The following is a 19,584-nucleotide window of genomic DNA, read 5'->3' as shown; positions in this document are numbered from 1 at the left end:
CTAGCTGACACACGATAGATTTGCGAATGGAGAAGTTGATGGCCCCACGTGCTTACTGGAAGGGCTATCTGCGTTTGTCGCTAGTGTCGTGTCCGATCCAGCTGTTTCCGGCGATCTCTGACCGCGAGAAGGTCCGATTTCATCTGATCAACAAGAACACCGGGCACCGGATCAAATACTGCAAGCTTGATGCTGAGACCGGCAAGCAGGTAGAGTCGCAAGACATCGTCATGGGCTATGAAGTCGGTGGGGGGCAATATGTCGCCCTCACCGAGGATGAACTCAAGACGATCGGGATCGAAGGGACGCATACAATCGAGATCGACCAGTTCGTGCCACGAAACGAGATTGACGATCTCTATTTGAGCCGTCCCTACTACATGACCCCGGCGGGGGAAATCGGCCGGCAGGCGTACGGGGTCATCAGAGAAGCAATCAGGAAAGAGGGCATGGTAGCGCTCGGCAGGGTGGTGCTCACGACCCGCGAACATGTGATGGCGATTGAGCCGCATGGCAAGGGCCTGGTGGGCGTGACGCTGCGATATCCCTATGAAATCCGGGACGAGAAAGATTATTTCGGTGATCTGCCAGAGGAGGGAGTACCGAGAGAAATGCTCGAGCTAGGGAGGAAAATACTCGCGATGAAGGCTGGTCACTTTCATCCCGAACAATTTGAAGATCACTACGAGCGAGCCCTGCGAGCGCTAATTAAGAGGAAACAACGCGGCGAAAAGATCGATAAACCAAAAAAGCGGCCCTCGGCTGAGGTTATTGACCTGATGGATGCATTGCGCCAGAGCGCAGCAGATGGCCGCAGCACGCCTTTAGCGCCTCATCAGCGTGTCACTAGGAGATTCAAGCAAGTCGCGGCGAAACGGTCGTCGATACGGGCCAGGAAGGCAAGCTAATTGGCGTCGCAGCGATACCTGCGAGGGCACTTAGCATCGTCTCCGATGACCAATCCTGCAGTCTATCGCTTCGGCGCATTTTTCCGCGTTCCGCGCCACGGAACTCGTGTCGGCGTCGACAAGCCCCGCGATGATAGCCACGCATTCATGCGTTCAGCGGTATCAATCCGGCTGAGTTTCCTGACCAATACATCCCTTCCGGAACCAGCAGGCAGCTTCGCGACCTCTCGTTGCAGCCGCTCCTTTGCTACCGCTAGCTGATCTTCAAAACGGTGTGGCTTTGATTGATGTCGCATGGCGGACGGGACCTTTACCGAGCACGATCGTCGGACGAGGGTGGTAACTACTAAGAGTCCAACGCAGTGGCAATTCAGTACTTTTACGTAGCTGCCTGTCCGGTCGATCATCGAGAGGAATTAGAACTTCTCGATGATTATCTTTCCTCTGGTCGCGGCGCGCTGCGCTACGAGCCAACGCTGGAGGCGGAGCGATCCTCCGGTTTACCCTTGCCTTTTGCCAAAGCCAGCCGATGGTGGTTAGAAAACGATTGGTCGGTTTTGACAACCGTCAATGCCCATTGAAGTCTCCTGGACTAAATTGAATTTTCACTAGGCAAGAAATCCGGAGTGGGCAAGATGCTGATATTCGGTGAACCTCGCCAACTTGATGATGGACTGCCACGCAAGACCGAGGATGACATCCAGCAGGAGTTGCTTGGACCTCGTGGTGTTCCCGGCAAGCCATCGCCGGCAAAAATGACGCCGCAACGCGCGAAGAAGACGCCGACATATCTGGATCCACCGCATACGGCCTAGCGTTGGTGACTTGCGCTCCACCATTCAATTCCCGCACAAATCTTGACGATGGTCAACGCCAGGCCTGCCGCCTTGCTGTTTCCTTGCAAGTACAATGGCCGACGCACGACGCCGGGTCCCGATCCCAAAGATAATACCATGAAGAGACCTCATTTTTCAGTCACCATCACCCTTGCACTTCTTGGCAGCGCAGGTTTCGCCGCTGCCCAGAAGGCCGATACCGCCCAAGCTGATCTGACGTCGAGTCAGCAACAAATAATTAGCCAGGGACTTAGGTCCTCGCCATCACAGTCCGCGCCCGGCGGCACGCAACCGCAGGACGGCAGCAAGCGTCCGAAGTCGATGAACGCGCAAGGGCTTCCCAACAACGTCACCGATCAGGTGCCGGAGGTCACAAGCCTTCTCTTTGTGAAGCTGCCCGACCGGATCGTGTTGATCAATCCCGATACGAAACTCGTGACCGAGATTGTAGGGGAGCCTACTACCAGCGGCTCGAGCTCCGAAAACATAGCCCGTCGTTCGAGCTGTGGCGCCGGCACCGTACCCCCATGCTCGTAACGCGCAAACGCCTCTATGGCACTCGACGGAAGCCTCCCCAAGGAGGGCTTCCTTCGCCGTGGCTTGCTGCAGTTGCCGTTGTCCTCTGCTGTTTGCCGGGGCAATATTCGGCAGCGCAACCAGTCGGGCTTGTTACGCTTGACGTCAACGAGGTCGCGAACGGCTATCCCGCCGAGACGCTGAAGTTGAAGATAATCGTCAATGACAAGAACGAGACGATCGGGAAGATTAACGATTTCATCTTCAGCAAGGATGAACGTATCTTCGCCGTGCTTTCCGTGGGTGACTTCATCGGCGCCGGACCCCGCTTGGTCGCAGTTCCCTTCAACAGTTTGAAGCTGGACGATTCACGCGGCTTCATCGTGCTTCCGGGAGCAAATCGCGCGGCATTGGAGAAACTGCCTGTTTACCTGTACAATGCGCAACCTTCGGCGTCCTCGTCCACGCGCTGATCGCGGTCGCGCATTAATCAGTAGACGATGCCCAGCGCTCCACGAGCACACAGCGAAGCATCCGCCCACGGTAACACCGCTGAACGGAAATTGAGCGTTGTCAAGGCGAGGCCCCGTTCTATTCGTAGTCTTGCATAACCGGCAGTATCCTCCTGCCGGTGCCCCTCCCCCGGGGGCTCCTCCCCAGACTTGGACCGCCGGCGAAATCCGAGCGGTCCTTCTTCTTCGGCGTGCTAGCGACGTCTTGCGAGGTCATTATGATCAACGACATCTTCGTTCGGTTGGATGGGACAGCAGGAGACTTCGCGCGGCTGGCCGCTGTCAGCCGGATCGCCGCCACTTTCGAAAGTCATATCGCCAGGCTGCTATTCAACGTCTTTCCGGCGGCTATATCAGATGTGGTCAGGATGCAGGGTCCAGCGGGCCGGCAAAACTGCCGCACGATACAAGGAAGGCCGGCGACGCCGTCAAAGCCAACGGTGCTACAGCGGCTGGAGCGGTTGCAGCAACTAACCTTCTTCCGGCGGTTCGATGTGGAAGACGAACGCGACGTCGCCGATACCTCCGTGGCGCCTCGCCTGAACGGCCAACCAAACAAACCGCGGGTTCTGATCGAAGAACTCCTCCACGGAGCGGGACGTCATCTGTTTCTTGTTCCGGAGGACAAGAGAACCATGGCGCCCTCGATCACGTCGTGGTTGGCTGGAACGGAAGCCGGGAATCTGCGCGCGCTCTGTCCGAATCCCTCCCCTATCTGCAGCGAGCGAGGAAAGTTTGGCTTCTCGTGGTGGAGTACGAACGTCCGGCCCAGACCGATGCGCTGAGGAGCAACGATGCCGCGCAGTATCTGCGGCATCACGGCATCAGCGCGGTAAAGTATCGCGCGGTCGGGAAGACGACGAAATTGCCGACATCGTGATCGAAGAATGCCGGCGGCTGGACGCCGACCTGCTCGTGATGGGCAGCTATGGCCACTCGCGCCTGTACGAATTGTTGCCTGGCAGCACGACCTCACGACTCCTGCACTATTCACCGGTACCACTGGTCATCGTCCATTTGGACAATGCCGGATGGCTGCCGGTTGACGATCGTCAAGGTCACCTCCGGATTTGCGTCATAGGCTTGAGGGGTACGTACGCGCACGAGGATGACATGGCCCCAGTCGATCCAGGAACCCTTATGTGGGCCACTGCCTGCGAAATGATTGAGCGCGCTGAGCGCTTGCATCGTCAATTCTTCCATCCGATCATCGCCATCGCTTCGGCAGCCCGTTGGGAGCCTCCAATTGATATCATTGCGAACGATTCCGAGGCTCGAATAATGGTCGCTCTTCCCGGTGTCGACCGCGACGACTTGAAAGTGACGATCGACGATGATGGCGTTTCGGTCGTTGGCCTTCGCCGTCAGGGCACGATTCCGCGCGATGGCACCGCGGTCCGTCTTGAAATCCCTTACGGGAGATTCGAGCGCCGGATTGCGTTTCCGACTACGGGCCTACGGTTTGGTCAATCGGAATACCGCAACGGATGTCTCGCGCTGACCTTCTTCAAGGAATCGATGGAAGTACCGATTGATGGCTGACGCATTCAAACGCGAATCCGGCACCACGACCGATCAAAGCCCAGCAGCCGTGCCCGAGGATGCAATCATCATCTTGCCGGTTCGCAGTATACTGCTGTTTCCCGGTATCGTGCTGCCCTTGACGATTGCCCGGCCGTCATCCATCGCTGCCGCACAGGAAGCCGTCCGCAGCGGCCGCAAAATCGGTCTGCTGCTACAGAACGACCCCACCGTTGAGGAGCCGGGGCCAGAGGATCTGCGGCACGTCGGTACGGTGGCCGAAATCCTGCGCTATGTCACTTCCGAGGCGACCCACTATGCGATCTGCCGCGGCATAAGCAGATTCCGCGTCAAGGAATTTCTTTCCGGTTTTCCCTACATCGTAGCGCGCGTCGAGGAAGTCGGCATATCAGAGGTGATGACCCCCGAGGTCGAGGCACGCATGAATCTGCTCAAGATGCGCGCCCGGGAAGCGATCCAGTTGCTACCGAATCTGCCGCCGGAAATTTCAGCGGCGATTGAAGGCCTGGATTCGCCGTCCGTGCTCGCCGACTTTCTCGGCGGCATCATCGATATTCCTGTAGGCGAGAAGCAGGATCTGCTAGAAACCTTCGACGTAACCCAGCTTCTCGACAAGCTGCTCGGCCTGCTGGCGAAGCGAATTCAGGTCCTGCAGCTTTCAAAGGCGATTGGCGAACAGACGCAACAGACCCTTTCGTCGCAGCAGCGCGAACACATTCTTCGCGAACAGCTTCGCCAGATTCAGAGGGAATTAGGCGACGACGACGCCAAGTCCATTGAACTGAAGGAACTCAGTGACAAGATCGACAAGGCCGGGATGCCGAAGGAGGCCGAGGAGCAGGCTAGGCGGGAATTGAAAAGGCTCGAACGCATGCCGGAGGCCGCGGCAGAGTATGGGTTGACGCGAAGCTACCTCGAATGGCTTACCGAGCTGCCTTGGTCGAAGCTGGATCCGGAACAGATCGACATTGTCGAAGCGCGGCGAATTCTCGATGACGATCACTATGGCCTTGAGAAGGTGAAGCGGCGAATTCTTGAACACCTTGCTGTGCGCAAGCTCAATCCGGAAGGCAAAAGCCCAATCCTCTGCTTTGTCGGCCCTCCCGGCGTCGGCAAGACCTCGCTCGGCCAAAGCATCGCCCGCGCCACGGGACGCAAGTTCGTGAGATTAAGCCTCGGCGGCGTCCATGACGAAAGCGAAATACGCGGACACCGCCGAACCTATCTCGGCGCGTTGCCGGGTAACGTCATCCAATCGATCCGGAAGGCAGGAACGCGCAACCCGGTACTGATGCTGGACGAGATGGACAAGCTGGGTGCGGGATTTCACGGCGACCCGGCAGCGGCGCTGCTCGAAGTGCTCGATCCCGAGCAGAACGCGGCGTTTCGCGACAACTACCTTGCGATTCCCTTTGATCTCTCCAAGGTCATGCTGATTGGCACCGCCAACCTTATCGACAATATCCCGGTCCCGGTGCGCGACCGGATGGAGATCATCGAAATGCCGGGTTACACTGAGGAGGAAAAGCTGGCGATTGCCAAACGCTATCTCCTCGCGCGTCAACTGAAATCCGCGGGTCTAACCAGCGAGCAATGTGAGATCTCGGACGACGTCGTTACAGCCGTCATCCGCAACTACACGCGCGAAGCCGGCGTGCGCAACTTGGAACGCCACATCGGCGCCATTTGCCGACACGCGGCTATGCGGATAGCTGAGGCGAGCGTCACACGCTTTATCGCCGCGCCGACGGACCTTCCTGCCATTCTGGGGCCGCGGCGTTTCGAGCAGGAGGTCGCGATGCGAACTAGCGTGCCCGGCGTCGCTACTGGCCTCGCCTGGACTCCCGCCGGCGGCGATATTCTCTTTGTCGAGGCGACCAGCATTCCCGGCCGGGGCAAACTGATCCTCACCGGTCAGCTGGGTGCGGTGATGAAGGAAAGCGCGCAGGCGGCACTCTCCCTCGTCAAGTCGCGCGCCATTGAATTTGGCATCGATACGATCGCGCTGCAGAAATCCGATGTCCACGTTCATGTCCCGGCAGGCGCCATTCCCAAAGATGGCCCAAGCGCGGGCGTGGCTATGTTTCTGGCACTGACTTCACTTCTGACCCGCCGCACGGTCCGGAGCGATACAGCGATGACCGGCGAGATTTCACTGCGCGGCCTGGTCCTCCCGATCGGTGGCGTGAAGGAGAAAGTGCTCGGCGCGCTGCAGGCAGGGATTACCACGATCATGCTCCCTGCCCGCAATCGAAGGGATATCGAGGAGGTCCCTGAAAATGCGCGCAACCGATTGCGCTTCATATGGCTTGAGCGGGTCGACGACGCGATTGATGCTGCGCTAAATCGCCCGCAGAAGCACGATCCCCGCTTCGAGGAAACACCACAAGTAGCGCCGGCGGAACGGCAGGCGGCGCGTTCCCGATAACCAGCATCTTCTGGAAGACACACCAGCCAACATCGTGTGACAGCAGGTACCCGGTGCCGCGAGCTTTTCGAAAAGACTACCCGAGCCAAGCCACTGACGGGCGTCAATGCATCCCTCGGGCACATGGAATAGGAGAATTATGGTGCAGAGGCAGCGACACTTCAATTCGGTCGGAAACCAGGTTGCACTTGGGAGAATGTCATGGCGAGTAGCACAGTTATTTCCGGTTTCGGAACCGAGTCCACCTCGGCGAGCGAGAATTTGGCTCAGAATTGGTGGCTGTTCCTGCTGCGAGGCATTTTAGGAATCCTTTTCGGCGTTGTTGCGCTGATCTTTCCCGGCCCAACTATGCTCTCCCTGGTACTCCTGTTCTCGGCTTACACACTTGTCGATGGCGTGGCCGGCATCATCTCTGCAGTAAGGGCGATCCAGCGCAAGGAGGAGCGGTGGGGATGGCTGATCTTCGAAGGCGCTGTCAATATAGCCGTAGCCATCCTTGCCTTTCTGTGGCCCGGCATGACTGTTCTGGCCTTCGTGTTGCTTGTTGCCGCCTGGTCAATCGTCTCGGGCGCGCTGATGACGGCCGCAGCTTTCCGGCTGAGCGTCAGCCACGGCAGGTGGTGGCTCGTTCTGGGCGGATTGTTGTCCGTCGGCTATGGAGCGCTTCTGGTCGCCACGCCGCTCATCGGGGCGATCGTTCTGACATGGTGGATGGGCGCCTATGCCATCGCATTTGGCGTCGCGCTTGTCATCCTATCCTTCAAGCTGCGGCTCAGACAGAACCAACAGATCAACCGAACGGTTGCCCGAACGGCCGCTTAATAGAAACAGGCAACGGCATTAATATATAGGAATAGTGGATCGCCTAGGCGCGGTCGCGCGACCCAAGCCAAGTTCGGCCCGAACAGGTCCTTTTATTTTTGGACACGTCAACTCATTTCTTGATTGCTTATCCTCCAAGACGGTACCATTCTTTACGAGGCATAGTTACAATGTGACTGTGATCGATCACGAGGCCTACGGCCATTGATTGACGGTCGCACCAGATACAGGCGAGACGATCCTTTCTGACGACGTGCCGATGCCCGCGGGACGGCTATCTATCTCGACGACCGTGAGCTGGTCCGCCACTGCATGGAGCGACTTTTGCGCTCGGCGACGTTCGACTCCGTCACCTTCGAACATCCGGCCGCGTTCCTCACAGTTGCGAAACCGATCGAGGCGGGTGCCTCTTGCTCAATATCCGGTTGCAAGGCATGACGAACTGGGGCCCAGCACCGCCTCAGATGCAATCTCCGGTAATCGTAGTGACCGCTTCGAGCGATCGATTTCCTTGAGAAGCCATACAGCGAGCGTGCGCTGCTCAGTACGATCGAGATAACCATTGCGACAGGCAGGCAGTCCGATTACAACGACGAGGTTGCGGACGCAGCACGCCGCGCGAGCGGCAGGTGGGTGACGGGCTTGATGGACGGTCACTCCAACTAGGCGCTCGTGTACAATCTCGGCCTCGGCGATGGTCGAAGTTCACCGCGCGTATGATGGACCGGCCTGGCATGCGCGAGCTCGCGCAAGCCCTTCTTTTGAGAAATCACTTCGACGCTCAACAGGCTTAAGAGATAAAGTTAGGCCCCTGCTCCCTCGTTCGCCGATATGATCTTCCAGCGCAGCGCGGTTTAGGATTTTGACCGTACGCTTGCCCGCCAGCCTAATGGCACCCCGCTGCTGCAGGTTGGTGAAGGAGCGACATACCGTCTCGACCGAAACCGCAAGGTAGTCAGCAATATCGTAGCGCGAGACGGGCAGCACAACCTGTCCATCTTCGTCCGAGGAACGACGGTCGAGGGAAAGGAGAAAGGAACCGACCTTCTCGAGTGCGGTGACGCCGCCAACAATCATCAACTGGGCCTGGGATCTGCCTAACGCCCGGAAGGCTACTTCGCGGAGCTCGTGCGCAAACTTCGGATCACGCTCGGCCAGCTGTTCGATCCCCTCGCCGGGATAACTGGCAAGCGCCGTCTCGTCCACAATCGCTTCGATGGTGACCTCGTCCCCGTCGCCTCTCACAAAGAAGAAGTCTCGGGGCAGCATCAGATCAAGGATTTGCCGCCGCCCGTCGGCTCGGAGCGCGCACCTGCGAACCGCCCCGGCAATGACACAATACCATTGACCGGCGGAACTCGCACTTCGTGGAATTTTCTGACCACGATTGCAAAGCACAATCTTGGCGAATGCATCTAGTTGCTTCAACGAATGGGCCTGTCCCGAAAGAATCCGCCGATAGTAGTCTGCCGCATGCGCGCTTGTTTTCATGATTTCAACCTCTATTTCGAAGGTTGCCGGCACTAACTGGTTCCATAAACAATCCAGGATGTCCGCGTTCCAAAGATTCGAGGGAGTTGCGTACCGTAAAATTACGTAACGCCGGCCGGATCAGGGCCACGCAGCCCCGCAGCAATCTTGAAGATTTGAACGCCACACAATTGACGGCAGTCAACGAAGCAGGCGGCTCATTCTTAGAACGGTATCGCTTCAATTCGGGCCGCAAGTCACGCAGGAGGAAGACGATCTTCCACCCTGACTGCCGGTATCGTCGCGCCGAGCTTCATGCTGCATGTCATCCAACTGACTGGAGTCCGGTCCGCGCCGATCAGGTGACGCGATATCGCGATATAACGAGTTGCTTTCCGAATTTCACAAACACAGCGCGGAAATACTCGTAAATCGGTCAACGGCGTTCGGTGCCACGCGGCTTTCGACCGTGACCGGCATTTCCATTTCCCCCTGCTCGCTGACTTCGAGCCCAAGGGCGCGGTAGCAAAGAGATACAGCGCTTATCGTGATAGGGAAGGCGTTTGCGAGCGTGCGCTATGTGTCCTGGACCGCCGATCGCGTGGAGCTATTACTGACTGGTTGCGGTCAATCCCGGCGAAGATGGGATTCTCGACGCTCTCGAACAACTTTCCATCCAAGCAAGCGCACATGGCGATCAACAGAAGTGACCATATCCGGGGACCGGCCCCCGCTGGGATAAGTCACTTAGAGTATGGCGACTATTGGCGCTTCGGCTTGTGCCGTCGTCGACCAACTGGAATCGCATTTCGAAGGAACAGATGCGATTTGTCTTCCGCCATTTTCCGCTAACCGACGTGCATCCCTATGCCGAAGTCGCGGCCGAAAGCGCCGCATTTGCCGGTGCGGCGGGCGTCTTCTGGAAACTGCATGAGGCGCTATTTCGAAAACCAAGTTATTCTGAGTATTCCGACGTCAAGTTGCCGAGAAGCTCAGGGTTTCCGAGACGATGATGCGCCATGTTCTCGAAACGGGACAGTTCAGAAGCAAAGTACGGAACGACTTCATGGCGGTGTACGCAGTGGCGTCAATGGCACACCGACCTTTTTGATCAATGGTTTCCGTCACGAAGGTCCGTTTGACTTCGCGTCCCTGGCGTCGGCAATTCAAAGCCCCCTACAGCCGGTAGCCATCCCGGACAGACCAGCAGATCGGCGTCGGACGTGCCAGAGCGATAAGCGGTCCGCCACATTGATAACCGTCATCGCCGCTGCGGGGATTGAGGGTCTAATTCTGCAGTGATGATCAAGCCCAGGAGATACCCATGATTGCATTCAACAGACTTGGAGCCTCTCTTGACTCTGACACCCGCACTACATCGCCGCACTCACCTCGTCACGCCTTGGCAGCGCACAGGACCGCTCCCGACTGGATGATTTGGTTTGCGCTCGCGTCGATCACGGCATTCACTACCACTACTACTCCGGCACTTCCGCAAGCCGGCGTAAGTCTCGTCAAGGTCGACTTCTCGGTTGTGGCCAATGGCTACCGTATGAGCAAGCTGCTCGGCAGCAACGTTATCAACGACAAGAACGAAAAGATCGGGACCCTCGATGATGTCATCGCGGACAAGAAGCAGGTGAACTTTGCTGTGCTGCAGGTCGGCGGGTTCCTCGGCGTCGGCGGCCGCCTGATAGTCGTGCCCTATGAGAGCCTCGCCATCGACGACAACGGACAAAAGATCACCTTGCCCGGCGCATCAAAGGAGGAACTAAAGAAGCTAACGGAATACCATTATAAATCGTCCTAGTCGGACAGGAGCGCGCGTCCGATGTCCGGACCTTCCGATGTCCTTGACCAGCTCCGTACACGAGAGGTGACGGGCGTCTTCCATTCCCGGAGAGCGCTCGACACCGCCGCCCAGGATTTGCTGTCCTCGGGATTCGACCGGGCCGACATCGACATCAGCGCCTCGCCCGATGAACAGCAACGGCGGCTCCACTATCAGGTTATTCCGGCTGCCGACCTCGCCGACATGCCGGCGGCGGCGCGGAGGCCCTACGTAGGCGGAGACGATCGGCTTGGCCTCGAAGTCGTCACGGCCAGCGTAGTCGGCTGCGTTGTCGCCCTTGTGATCGCGCTCTATCTCATATCGCGCGAAATAACGCCACCGAGCGTTATCGTCGTCTCTGTACTCGGCGGGATCGTCGCGGCTGCTGTTGCGATACGTCCGCTGCGACGGGTGATGCAGCGTGACCGGGTTCGCGGATTGGAAGCTGCCGCCGAATGGGACGGGTTGCTGATCTGGGTACGGGTTCAGTCCCCAGAGAAGGAAGCTTTGGCACAGGAAATTCTGCTTCGCCACGGCGGAGAAGCCGTCCACATCCACGAAATCGATATCGCCAAGACGGCAGACGATCTGCCGCTTCACTCGCTGCGGCCCGATCCGTGGTTAGGGAACGAACCGCTGGGGCGGCCATAGTTCATCGTTCATTGGAGCCAGCATTGCGAAGCACTCTCAGGAAACGGCTTCATCGACTGCACAAACCTTGTGAGGAAGTTGATAATCGTCATGGCCGCATCCATTGGCCAGCATAGATTCAACTCTATCGGCAAAAATGATGCCCGAGCCAATTTGCCGAGTCTCGTGCAGACCAGGAGAATAACATGAAATCCGACAGCGAAATTGAGCGCGATGTTCGGGAAGAACTCAAATGGGATCCCGATCTGAATGCCGACGATATCGCCGTGTCAGTCAAGAATGGTGTCGTCACGCTAGCGGGGTTCACCCACAGCTACACCGACAGGCTTGAAGCCGAGATAGCCGCGAAGCGCGTCGCCGGTGTTCTTGCCGTCGCAAACGACATCGAAGTGCGACTACCAGCGATCGACCAGCGTCCGGATCCCGACATCGCCCGAGACGCAGTTGCCGCGCTAAAGTCACAACTGCCAATTTCCCACGACCAGATAAAGGTCATCGTCAAAGATGGCTGGATCACGCTCGAAGGCACGGTGGAGTGGCAATACCAGAAGACCACGGCAGACACCGCAGTCCGCAAGGTTAAGGGCGTGAAAGGCGTCACCAACGTCATTACACTGAAGCCCAAGATCCAGCCCACCGACATCCAGCGCAAGATCCAGGATGCCTTCAAACGCAGCGCCGAGGTGGATGCGGAGCGCATCAGCGTGGAAGTGAGGGGCAGCGAAGTGATGCTGGAAGGCACCGTCCGTTCTTGGATCGAGCGCGAGGAAGCCGAACGTGTTGCATGGTCGGCGCCCGGTGTCACGAAGGTCGAAGATCGGATTGTCGTCAGGCCTTACTAGTCCTCCCCAAGCTAGCTGAACTTCACTCAAAGAAGGAGAATTCCAATGAGGTTAAAATCACTGGTCCCGTTTGGAGACGCAGGCGCGTTAACGCGACCCGATTTCGGGCTATTTGGTCTGCATCGGGAGATCGATCGCCTTTTCAGCGAGTTCGCGCAAGGCATCGGCCCGAGCGGCAAAGCAAACATCGTTCCGAACATCGAAATTTCCGAAAGTGACAAGGCGATTGAGGTTACAGCCGAGATGCCCGGACTCGAGCGCAAGGATGTCGAGATATCGATCGAGGACGACGCTCTCACCATTCGTGGCGAGAAGAAGATCGAAGAACAGCAGAAGGACAAGAATGTCCAGCACAGTGAGCGCAGCTATGGCGTGTTCTATCGCGTACTGCAATTGCCTTCCGGTATCGACACTTCGGGCGTTCAGGCAACCATGTCGAACGGAGTCCTGAAGATCACGATTCCGAAGCCTGCCAAACCGGAGCCGAGGAAGATCGAGGTCAAGGAGGCCGCCTAGCCCAGCGGCGGCGGGGCGCGCACATCGTCGTTTTCCTCCCGGCTTTTTGCGCGTCCCGCTCAACCTGCTGACGCGAGGCGGTCGACGACCGCTCCGCAACCGAGCCAGTGAGACTACACCGAAAGGAGCCAGTCATGGCGAAAGCAATCGGCATCGATCTCGGGACCACCAATTCCTGCGTCGCCGTGATGGAAGGAAGCAAGGCCAGGGTCATTGAAAACGCCGAGGGCGGTCGCACGACGCCATCGATGGTCGCTTTCACCGATGAAGGCGAGGTCCTTGTCGGGCAACCCGCCAAGCGGCAGAGCATCACCAATCCGGAGAACACCGTCTACGCCATCAAGCGGCTAATCGGGCGGCGCTATGACGACCCGATCACCGCGAAAGACAAGGGCATGGTTTCCTATCACATTGTGGCCGGCGACAACGGTGACGCATGGGTCGAAGTGAGGGGCAAGAGGTACAGCCCAAGCCAGATCAGCGCTTTCATTCTGACCAAGATGAAGGAAACCGCCGAAGCCCATCTAGGAGACAAGGTAACGCAGGCTGTAATAACCGTACCTGCCTATTTCAACGATGCCCAACGTCAGGCAACTAAGGACGCGGGACGGATTGCCGGCCTCGAGGTACTCCGTATCATCAACGAGCCGACTGCAGCCGCGCTGGCCTACGGCCTGGACAAAAAGGGCAGCGGAAAGATCGCCGTCTACGATCTCGGCGGCGGCACATTCGACGTTTCCATCCTCGAGGTTGGGGATGGCGTGTTTGAGGTGAAGGCTACTAACGGCGATACCTTTCTCGGTGGCGAGGATTTCGACAAGCGCATCATCGACTATCTGGCAGACGAATTTCGCAAGGACAACGGCATCGATTTACGCAGGGATCGCCTTGCACTACAGCGGCTCAAAGATGCCGCCGAGAAGGCCAAGATCGAGCTCTCGAGCGCCACCCAGACCGACGTCAACCTACCCTTCATCACGGCCGACCAGAACGGACCGAAACATCTCAATATCAAGCTCTCCCGGGCGAAGCTGGAGGCGCTGGTCGACGATCTGATCGAGCGCACCATCGGACCCTGCAAGGCAGCGTTGAAGGATGCCGGACTGCAGGCGTCCGACATCAACGAAGTGGTGCTGGTTGGCGGCCAGACCCGCATGCCGAAAGTGCAGGAAACCGTGCAGAACCTGTTTCAGCGTGAACCGCACAAGGGCGTCAACCCGGACGAAGTGGTCGCGATCGGCGCCGCAATTCAGGCCGGCGTGCTTCAGGGCGACGTCAAGGACGTCTTGCTGCTCGACGTGACGCCACTCTCGCTGGGCATCGAGACGCTGGGCGGTGTTATGACCAAGCTGATCGACCGCAATACAACCATTCCGACCAGGAAGAGCCAGGTGTTCTCGACTGCCGAAGACAACCAGACGGCGGTCACCATTCGCGTGTTTCAGGGCGAACGGGAAATGGCGGCCGACAATAAGCTGCTGGGGCAATTCGACCTCGTCGGGATTCCGCCGGCACCCCGCGGCGTGCCACAGATCGAAGTCGCCTTTGATATCGATGCCAATGGCATTGTCAACGTCTCCGCCAAGGACAAGGCCAGCGGCAAGGAGCAAAGCATCCGGATCCAGGCCTCCGGTGGTCTTAGCGAGACGGATATCCAGAAGATGGTCAGAGAAGCCGAAGCCCACGCCGAGGAGGACAAGCGCCGCAAGGAACTCGTCGAAGCACGCAACCAAGCCGATGCGGCGATCTACAGCACTGAAAAGGCCCTGAAGGAATCGGAGCCCAAGATCCCTGCCAGTCTCAAGAAGGAGGTCGAGCAGGCAATCTCAGATGCAAAGCAGGCCCTCACGACCGAAAACCCGCAATCGATTCGCCAAGCGACGGATCGTTTGCAGCAGACCGCCGCCAGAATCGGCGAGACGCTGAACCGCGCCGCCTCGCAAGGCGCCGACGCGCAGGCGTCGTCGAGCGGAAGCGGTTCTTCCGGTGAAGACGTCGTCGATGCCGAATTTGAGGAAGTCGACCCGCGCGACCGATGAGCATCGTGAAGCGCGAAATCGCACATGAAAACAGGCGAATGACATGGCAACAAAACCCATGGACGCGGATCTTGATCGGGCGCAAGCGAATAGCGGCGAAATGCCGGTGAATAACGTCGAGACCAGAAGCGGCGATCTCGAGGTCGAGAATGAATGTTTGAGGGAACGTTTGATGCGCGCGCTCGCCGAGTCCGAGAATACCCGCCGGCAAGGCGAGCGGCGCACAGAGGAGGCACAGAGATACGCTATCGCGAGTTTCGCCCGCGAACTGTTGCAGGTGGTCGACAATCTGCGGCGGGCGATCAGTGCCGGCACTAACCGCGCTGACACTGGCCAGCACGATCCATTGATCGAGGGCGTGACAGCAACTGACCGCATCCTGACGGAGGTCCTGAAGCGATTCGGCGTGGAGGAGATCAAGGCGCTGGACGCACCGTTCGACCCCGAGAAACACGAAGCGGTGCTGGAGGTCGATGCAGTCGGACAGCCGTCCCGCAATGTGGTTCAGGTTCTGGAGAATGGCTACACGCTGCACGATCGTCTACTGCGGCCGGCGCGCGTTGCGGTAGCCAAAGCCCAACGGCCATCTCCGCAGGCAACACGACAGTGAGGCGGGCTGCGCGCGGTCCGACCGCGTACAAAGGAACGGGAGCGGATATTGGCTGCAGACCCCTATGCGACACTGGGAGTAAGAAAGGATGCCACGCAAGCAGATATCCAGAAGGCCTATCGCCGTCTCGCGAAGAAATCGCATCCTGACCTCAATCCCGGCGACAAGGCCGCCGAGGAAAAATTCAAGGAACTCTCCGCCGCCTACGATCTGTTGAACGATCCGGAAAAACGCGCACGCTTTGATCGCGGCGAGATCGACAGTTCGGGCACTGAGCGACCGAGGCGGCGGTACTATCGGGATTTCGCCGATCAGGACGGCTGGTCGACCTACACCAGCAATTCCGGCTTTGCCGATTTCGGCGACTTTTCCGGCGGCGAGGATATCCTCTCGGAGATTTTCGGTCGCGCGGGCCGCGGCGGCCGCAGACGGGGCCAAGATGTCCGCTATCATATCGACCTCGCCTTTCTCGATGCCATCAACGGCGGCAAGCAATCGCTTGTGCTTCCCGATGGATCCGCGCTCGAGGTCAACATTCCCCCAGGCGTGCGGGACGGCCAGACACTGCGTCTGAAAGGCAAAGGCCGTCCGGCGGCCGGCGAAGGTCAACCCGGCGATGCCCTGATCGAGATCAGCGTTCAGCCGCACCCCTACTTCACCCGCAAAGGCGACGACATCTATCTGGATCTACCGATCTCACTGAAGGAAGCGGTGCTAGGCGCTAAGATCAGCGTCCCCACGCCAGGCGGGACGGTTACGGTGACGGTGCCGAAATGGTCGAGCACCGGTCGCTTGCTCCGGCTCAAGGGGCGCGGCGTTCCGCGCCCTGACGGTATCACGGGCGATCAATACATCACCCTCAAGCTGGTGCTGCCGCAAAAGCGGGATCCGGAACTCGAGAAATTCATCGCCCGATGGCAGCCGGTCGCGGAAAGCCCGCGGCAGTCGATGGGAGTTTGACATGCAGATGCAGGAATTCATCGACCGATCACATCTCGACCTCCCGACACTAAATGTGTGGATCGAAGCGGAATGGCTGGTCCCCATCGCTGCCAAAGGAAGACTGAACTTTTCTGATGCCGAACTAGCGCGGGTGCGCTTGATCCACGATCTCAAGGCCGATTTCGGCGTTAACGACGAAGGCATTTCGATAATCTTGCACCTGCTGGATCAACTGCACGGGCTGCGTTGCCTGGTCCAGGATATCCAGACCATGGAGACGCTGGATCTTACGAAGCATGGCGGCTGACGCCGAAAAAAAGAACGGCGCAATCGTGCATTCACTAAGGAAAGGCTGATGCGAATTCCCAAGGGCCTCGGTTCGTGGCTCGTTATCATTCTATTGTTGTTGCTGCTGACAGCCGCCGGTTTCTTTGCGAATGAAGGCTCGCGCCTCGGAGATGCCGAGGTGCCCGCATCGGGTTACATTGCCATGGCACTCGGCGTGACCTTCTCGCTTATCCTCGGCTTCGGACTCATGGCCCTGCTCTTTTACAGCAGCCGGAAGGGCTATGACGAACCTGCCGTGCTGATTAAGGACCCGAAGCCAGGCGTCGATCCAGCTTCGCCCGCCTCGGATAGGGAATAACAAGTTTCGGCCGCGCTCAAATCTGCCCTGAATGTCGGCAGCCCTTCCTTCGGACAGGCCATGCTTTCGCGTCAGCGCGACAAATGATCGATGTTGGCAGAGTGCATGAGGAGATTTCCCCGCCGAGCCCGTCTCTAAGGTACCGGATTTCGAACCTTCACGCCCACCGCCGCTATTGCATTGCGAAATGCTCCACCCAGACCAAGCTCCCTTTCAAGTGATGCGGTTCGTCCTCTCAGCGAAGTCCGCGGACGGGATTCCACCTGTTTGAGAGCGCATCTTGGGTCGCTTGGGCAAACTGGATTCCGTCCAGGAGCGCTCGCATGGGCGGCACTGCTCGGCTCTTTCGACGCGAAGGAAAAGACAACGTGGAACTCCTCTTTTCGACTGGGCAAGTCCACCGGGATGATCGCTTCGACCGCTGGCCTAGCGTGTGTGCAAAACAAATTGTGGATCGCGACTCTCGTCCGGAAACACGGACAGGTTCAGAGGCCGCAATCGAGGCCGGATCTGTCGGTCACCTGGGTCTTGTCTAATTTCGCAATTCTCCGATGCTCGTCACCCACATCAAGGTTCACGTTTCTCATACCAGACCCGACGATCTGTTCCTGTGCAGCTAGATTTCGGGCGCCGCGATAAATTGAGCAGGACGCGCCGCTGTGTTCATGATAGCTTCAATGACCATGTGGCTTCTCGACGCCATATATGCAATAACCGCGCGGCTACAGGCGCCTTGGCGGCATAGTTGCAACAGTTTTGCGTCTTCGTCCCTTGTTGCCAACGCGAGATCGCTTGGTCCCGGCAGGAACAATGGCAACACGGCTTGCAACTTTCCCAAGCTGTTGAGCGAACACTACCCCTAGCCTCTTATCGGCTGACTCTTCTTGTCGCCTCAGAATCCTGATCCAAGCTCCGCTTCGACACCAAGCAAGGTCGACATGAGCGCCGCCTTGAACATCTCGCCTCACAGATTATCAACCTCGTCCCTGACGTCCTGCATTTCCGGCGATATCGGCGCCGGGCTGGCGATAAGCACAATGGAGAGATGCGCCCCGCTGGGATGGTTGGCTTCCGGGTACAAGCGGCATTGACATCATCGAGGCGCTGCATCGCATCCGAAACGATTTGCGGCCAACGCCATGATCTTGTCGGCACGAACAGACGTTCCTCCGTTCACGAAGGCGGCCTCAACAGCTTCCAGCTATGCTTCCTCGCTATGTAGTGTCTCAGAAAGTCGAGTACGCCCGCTTTCATGGCGCTAGCAGCAACCTGAATACTGTCCTGAGACCGCCGAAGCCACGCGCCGCGTCAATACCCTTACACGAAAGCGAAGTCCCTTCAATCCCTGATCGACGACATTTCCAATTAAGATGCCCGCCCATCAGCGGGCATTAGCGTGCGCACGATCGAGGTTCAGCACGCGCGTATGATGGTCCGGTTGGGCAGCCGATCAAACTGCGGAAGCGCTTTGTCTCGGCATCAGGGCGCGGCTGGCCTCACGTAGTTCGTGATCAGGGCTAAAGCTCAGGGCGATGAGTTGGGACAGAATTGCTAGCCGCCGAGCCGCATGGAATCATGTTCGTTCTTCTCCTTAGCACATTTCGATCGATAATCCTGACGGTGCGTTTTCCCGACAGCGTGATCGCGCCACGCTGCTGCAGGTTAGTGAAGCAACGACAAACGGTTTCGACCGAAACTGAGAGGTACTCGGCGATGTCGTAACGCGTCAGGGGCAATACGACCTGACCCTTGTCATTCGACGAACGGCTCGCTAACGCAAGCAGGAATGAACCGACCTTTTCGACCGCCCTTACGCCGCCGATGATCAGCAATTGATCCTGAATCCGCGACAGGTTCTGAAATGCGACATTGCGGAGCTCGCGGGCGAACTCCGCATCGCGCTGCGCCAATTGCTCGACCCTCTGACCAGAGTAACTCGCCAGCGCTGTTTCCTCGGCGATCGCCTCAACCGTCAGATCTTCGTTTCTATCGACGACGACGAAGAAGAAGTCTCCCGGCAACATCAAGTCGAGAATCTGCCGCCGCCCGTCTGAACGGATGGCGGATCGGCGGACCGCCCCCAAAATTACGTAGTACCAATGGGCCGTCAGCTCCGAATTGACTGGAACCTCCTGGCTCCTGGCAAGCAGCATAATCTTTGCATGCTCATCGAGCCGTTTCATCGCATGGTTCTGCGCGGCTAACATTCGCCGATAATAGTCCAGTGCGCGCGTTTTCGCCTTCATGCCTGCACCTTCCTGTTCTCGTTTTTCTTTATGCTGCCCGTTCCCACCACACTAACCTTGTTATCGCCTTGATGATCCGACCCTTTTACGAATCTGCGTACCGTAAGAATACGTAATCGGCCGCCAAGGAGGTCCTTACGGACGGCAATAATTGACCGTAGTCACGACACGTTGGCGCTGCGTGCGCTTGTAAGAACGAAATTCGGAAGCAAGCGTAGGCGGACGAG

Annotated in this window: 21 protein-coding genes and 1 pseudogene; 20 read left to right on the top strand and 2 right to left on the bottom strand. The window is 58.1% G+C overall.

Annotated elements, in window-relative coordinates; genetic code table 11:
• Positions 1-38: 38 nt before the first annotated feature.
• From ku to QA635_RS07865, 10 genes and pseudogenes are all read left to right on the top strand, one after another.
• Entirely contained in the window at positions 39-908 is an 870-nt protein-coding gene (ku, locus tag QA635_RS07905) for a non-homologous end joining protein Ku (RefSeq protein WP_283068224.1), read from the top strand.
• Between the two features lie 362 nt (positions 909-1,270).
• Complete coding sequence (locus tag QA635_RS07900) at positions 1,271-1,489, top strand: hypothetical protein (protein WP_283068223.1); 219 nt, start codon at positions 1,271-1,273, stop codon at positions 1,487-1,489.
• 54 nt (positions 1,490-1,543) lie between these two features.
• Positions 1,544-1,723 (top strand): hypothetical protein, encoded by a 180-nt coding sequence (locus QA635_RS07895; protein ID WP_057836313.1) that lies wholly within the window; start codon positions 1,544-1,546, stop codon positions 1,721-1,723.
• A 42-nt stretch (positions 1,724-1,765) separates the two neighbouring features.
• Positions 1,766-2,281 (top strand): hypothetical protein, encoded by a 516-nt coding sequence (locus tag QA635_RS07890; protein ID WP_283068222.1) that lies wholly within the window; start codon positions 1,766-1,768, stop codon positions 2,279-2,281.
• Positions 2,272-2,733, top strand: coding sequence for a PRC-barrel domain-containing protein (locus QA635_RS07885; RefSeq protein ID WP_283068221.1), 462 nt, complete (start codon positions 2,272-2,274; stop codon positions 2,731-2,733). The genes QA635_RS07890 and QA635_RS07885 overlap by 10 nt, the downstream gene beginning before the upstream one ends.
• Before the next feature lie 257 nt (positions 2,734-2,990).
• Complete coding sequence (locus tag QA635_RS07880; RefSeq protein ID WP_283068220.1) at positions 2,991-3,557, top strand: hypothetical protein; 567 nt, start codon at positions 2,991-2,993, stop codon at positions 3,555-3,557.
• Positions 3,508-3,729, top strand: a pseudogene (locus QA635_RS41710) (universal stress protein); the annotation flags it as partial. The gene QA635_RS07880 and the pseudogene QA635_RS41710, both read left to right, overlap by 50 nt.
• Before the next feature lie 156 nt (positions 3,730-3,885).
• Entirely contained in the window at positions 3,886-4,314 is a 429-nt protein-coding gene (locus tag QA635_RS07875) for an Hsp20/alpha crystallin family protein (RefSeq protein ID WP_283068219.1), read from the top strand.
• On the top strand, positions 4,307-6,742 hold the full coding sequence (gene lon, locus QA635_RS07870) for an endopeptidase La (RefSeq protein ID WP_283068218.1): 2,436 nt from the start codon (positions 4,307-4,309) through the stop codon (positions 6,740-6,742). The genes QA635_RS07875 and lon overlap by 8 nt, the downstream gene beginning before the upstream one ends.
• Before the next feature lie 201 nt (positions 6,743-6,943).
• Positions 6,944-7,564 (top strand): HdeD family acid-resistance protein, encoded by a 621-nt coding sequence (locus QA635_RS07865; RefSeq protein ID WP_283068217.1) that lies wholly within the window; start codon positions 6,944-6,946, stop codon positions 7,562-7,564.
• A 705-nt stretch (positions 7,565-8,269) separates the two neighbouring features.
• Here QA635_RS07865 and QA635_RS07860 read toward each other — a convergent pair.
• Positions 8,270-9,088: a helix-turn-helix domain-containing protein gene (locus tag QA635_RS07860; RefSeq protein WP_283068216.1), complete on the bottom strand. Its 819-nt coding sequence runs from the start codon at positions 9,086-9,088 to the stop codon at positions 8,270-8,272.
• A gap of 345 nt (positions 9,089-9,433) precedes the next feature.
• On the opposite strand from QA635_RS07860, the gene QA635_RS07855 reads away from it, so the two are divergent.
• The 10 genes from QA635_RS07855 to QA635_RS07805 all read left to right on the top strand — a co-directional run bounded on the left by QA635_RS07855 (position 9,434) and on the right by QA635_RS07805 (position 17,111).
• Positions 9,434-9,886: a redoxin domain-containing protein gene (locus tag QA635_RS07855; protein ID WP_341850436.1), complete on the top strand. Its 453-nt coding sequence runs from the start codon at positions 9,434-9,436 to the stop codon at positions 9,884-9,886.
• A 472-nt stretch (positions 9,887-10,358) separates the two neighbouring features.
• Positions 10,359-10,844 (top strand): PRC-barrel domain-containing protein, encoded by a 486-nt coding sequence (locus QA635_RS07845; protein WP_283068214.1) that lies wholly within the window; start codon positions 10,359-10,361, stop codon positions 10,842-10,844.
• 21 nt (positions 10,845-10,865) lie between these two features.
• Complete coding sequence (locus QA635_RS07840) at positions 10,866-11,516, top strand: hypothetical protein (RefSeq protein ID WP_283068213.1); 651 nt, start codon at positions 10,866-10,868, stop codon at positions 11,514-11,516.
• A 185-nt stretch (positions 11,517-11,701) separates the two neighbouring features.
• A complete protein-coding gene (locus QA635_RS07835; RefSeq protein ID WP_283068212.1) occupies positions 11,702-12,358 on the top strand; it encodes a BON domain-containing protein in 657 nt (218 codons plus the stop codon).
• 45 nt (positions 12,359-12,403) lie between these two features.
• Positions 12,404-12,874 carry an Hsp20/alpha crystallin family protein gene (locus QA635_RS07830; RefSeq protein ID WP_283068211.1) on the top strand — a complete coding sequence of 157 codons (471 nt, stop codon included), beginning with the start codon at positions 12,404-12,406 and terminating at the stop codon, positions 12,872-12,874.
• 134 nt (positions 12,875-13,008) lie between these two features.
• Positions 13,009-14,913 (top strand): molecular chaperone DnaK, encoded by a 1,905-nt coding sequence (gene dnaK, locus QA635_RS07825; RefSeq protein ID WP_283068210.1) that lies wholly within the window; start codon positions 13,009-13,011, stop codon positions 14,911-14,913.
• A gap of 43 nt (positions 14,914-14,956) precedes the next feature.
• Positions 14,957-15,523 carry a nucleotide exchange factor GrpE gene (locus QA635_RS07820; RefSeq protein WP_283068209.1) on the top strand — a complete coding sequence of 189 codons (567 nt, stop codon included), beginning with the start codon at positions 14,957-14,959 and terminating at the stop codon, positions 15,521-15,523.
• A 48-nt stretch (positions 15,524-15,571) separates the two neighbouring features.
• Positions 15,572-16,483, top strand: a complete 912-nt coding sequence (locus QA635_RS07815; protein WP_283068208.1) for a DnaJ C-terminal domain-containing protein — start codon at positions 15,572-15,574, stop codon at positions 16,481-16,483.
• A 1-nt stretch (position 16,484) separates the two neighbouring features.
• On the top strand, positions 16,485-16,772 hold the full coding sequence (locus QA635_RS07810) for a chaperone modulator CbpM (protein WP_283068207.1): 288 nt from the start codon (positions 16,485-16,487) through the stop codon (positions 16,770-16,772).
• Between the two features lie 48 nt (positions 16,773-16,820).
• Positions 16,821-17,111, top strand: a complete 291-nt coding sequence (locus QA635_RS07805; protein WP_283068206.1) for a hypothetical protein — start codon at positions 16,821-16,823, stop codon at positions 17,109-17,111.
• Positions 17,112-18,628: 1,517 nt separating this feature from the next.
• Here QA635_RS07805 and QA635_RS07800 read toward each other — a convergent pair.
• Complete coding sequence (locus QA635_RS07800; RefSeq protein WP_283068205.1) at positions 18,629-19,357, bottom strand: helix-turn-helix domain-containing protein; 729 nt, start codon at positions 19,355-19,357, stop codon at positions 18,629-18,631.
• Between the last annotated feature and the right edge of the window lie 227 nt (positions 19,358-19,584).

The sequence above is a fragment of the Bradyrhizobium brasilense genome, assembly GCF_029714345.1.
GTDB classification, from domain to species: Bacteria; Pseudomonadota; Alphaproteobacteria; order Rhizobiales; family Xanthobacteraceae; genus Bradyrhizobium; species Bradyrhizobium australafricanum.
This window is presented reverse-complemented; position numbering and strand designations above follow the sequence as displayed.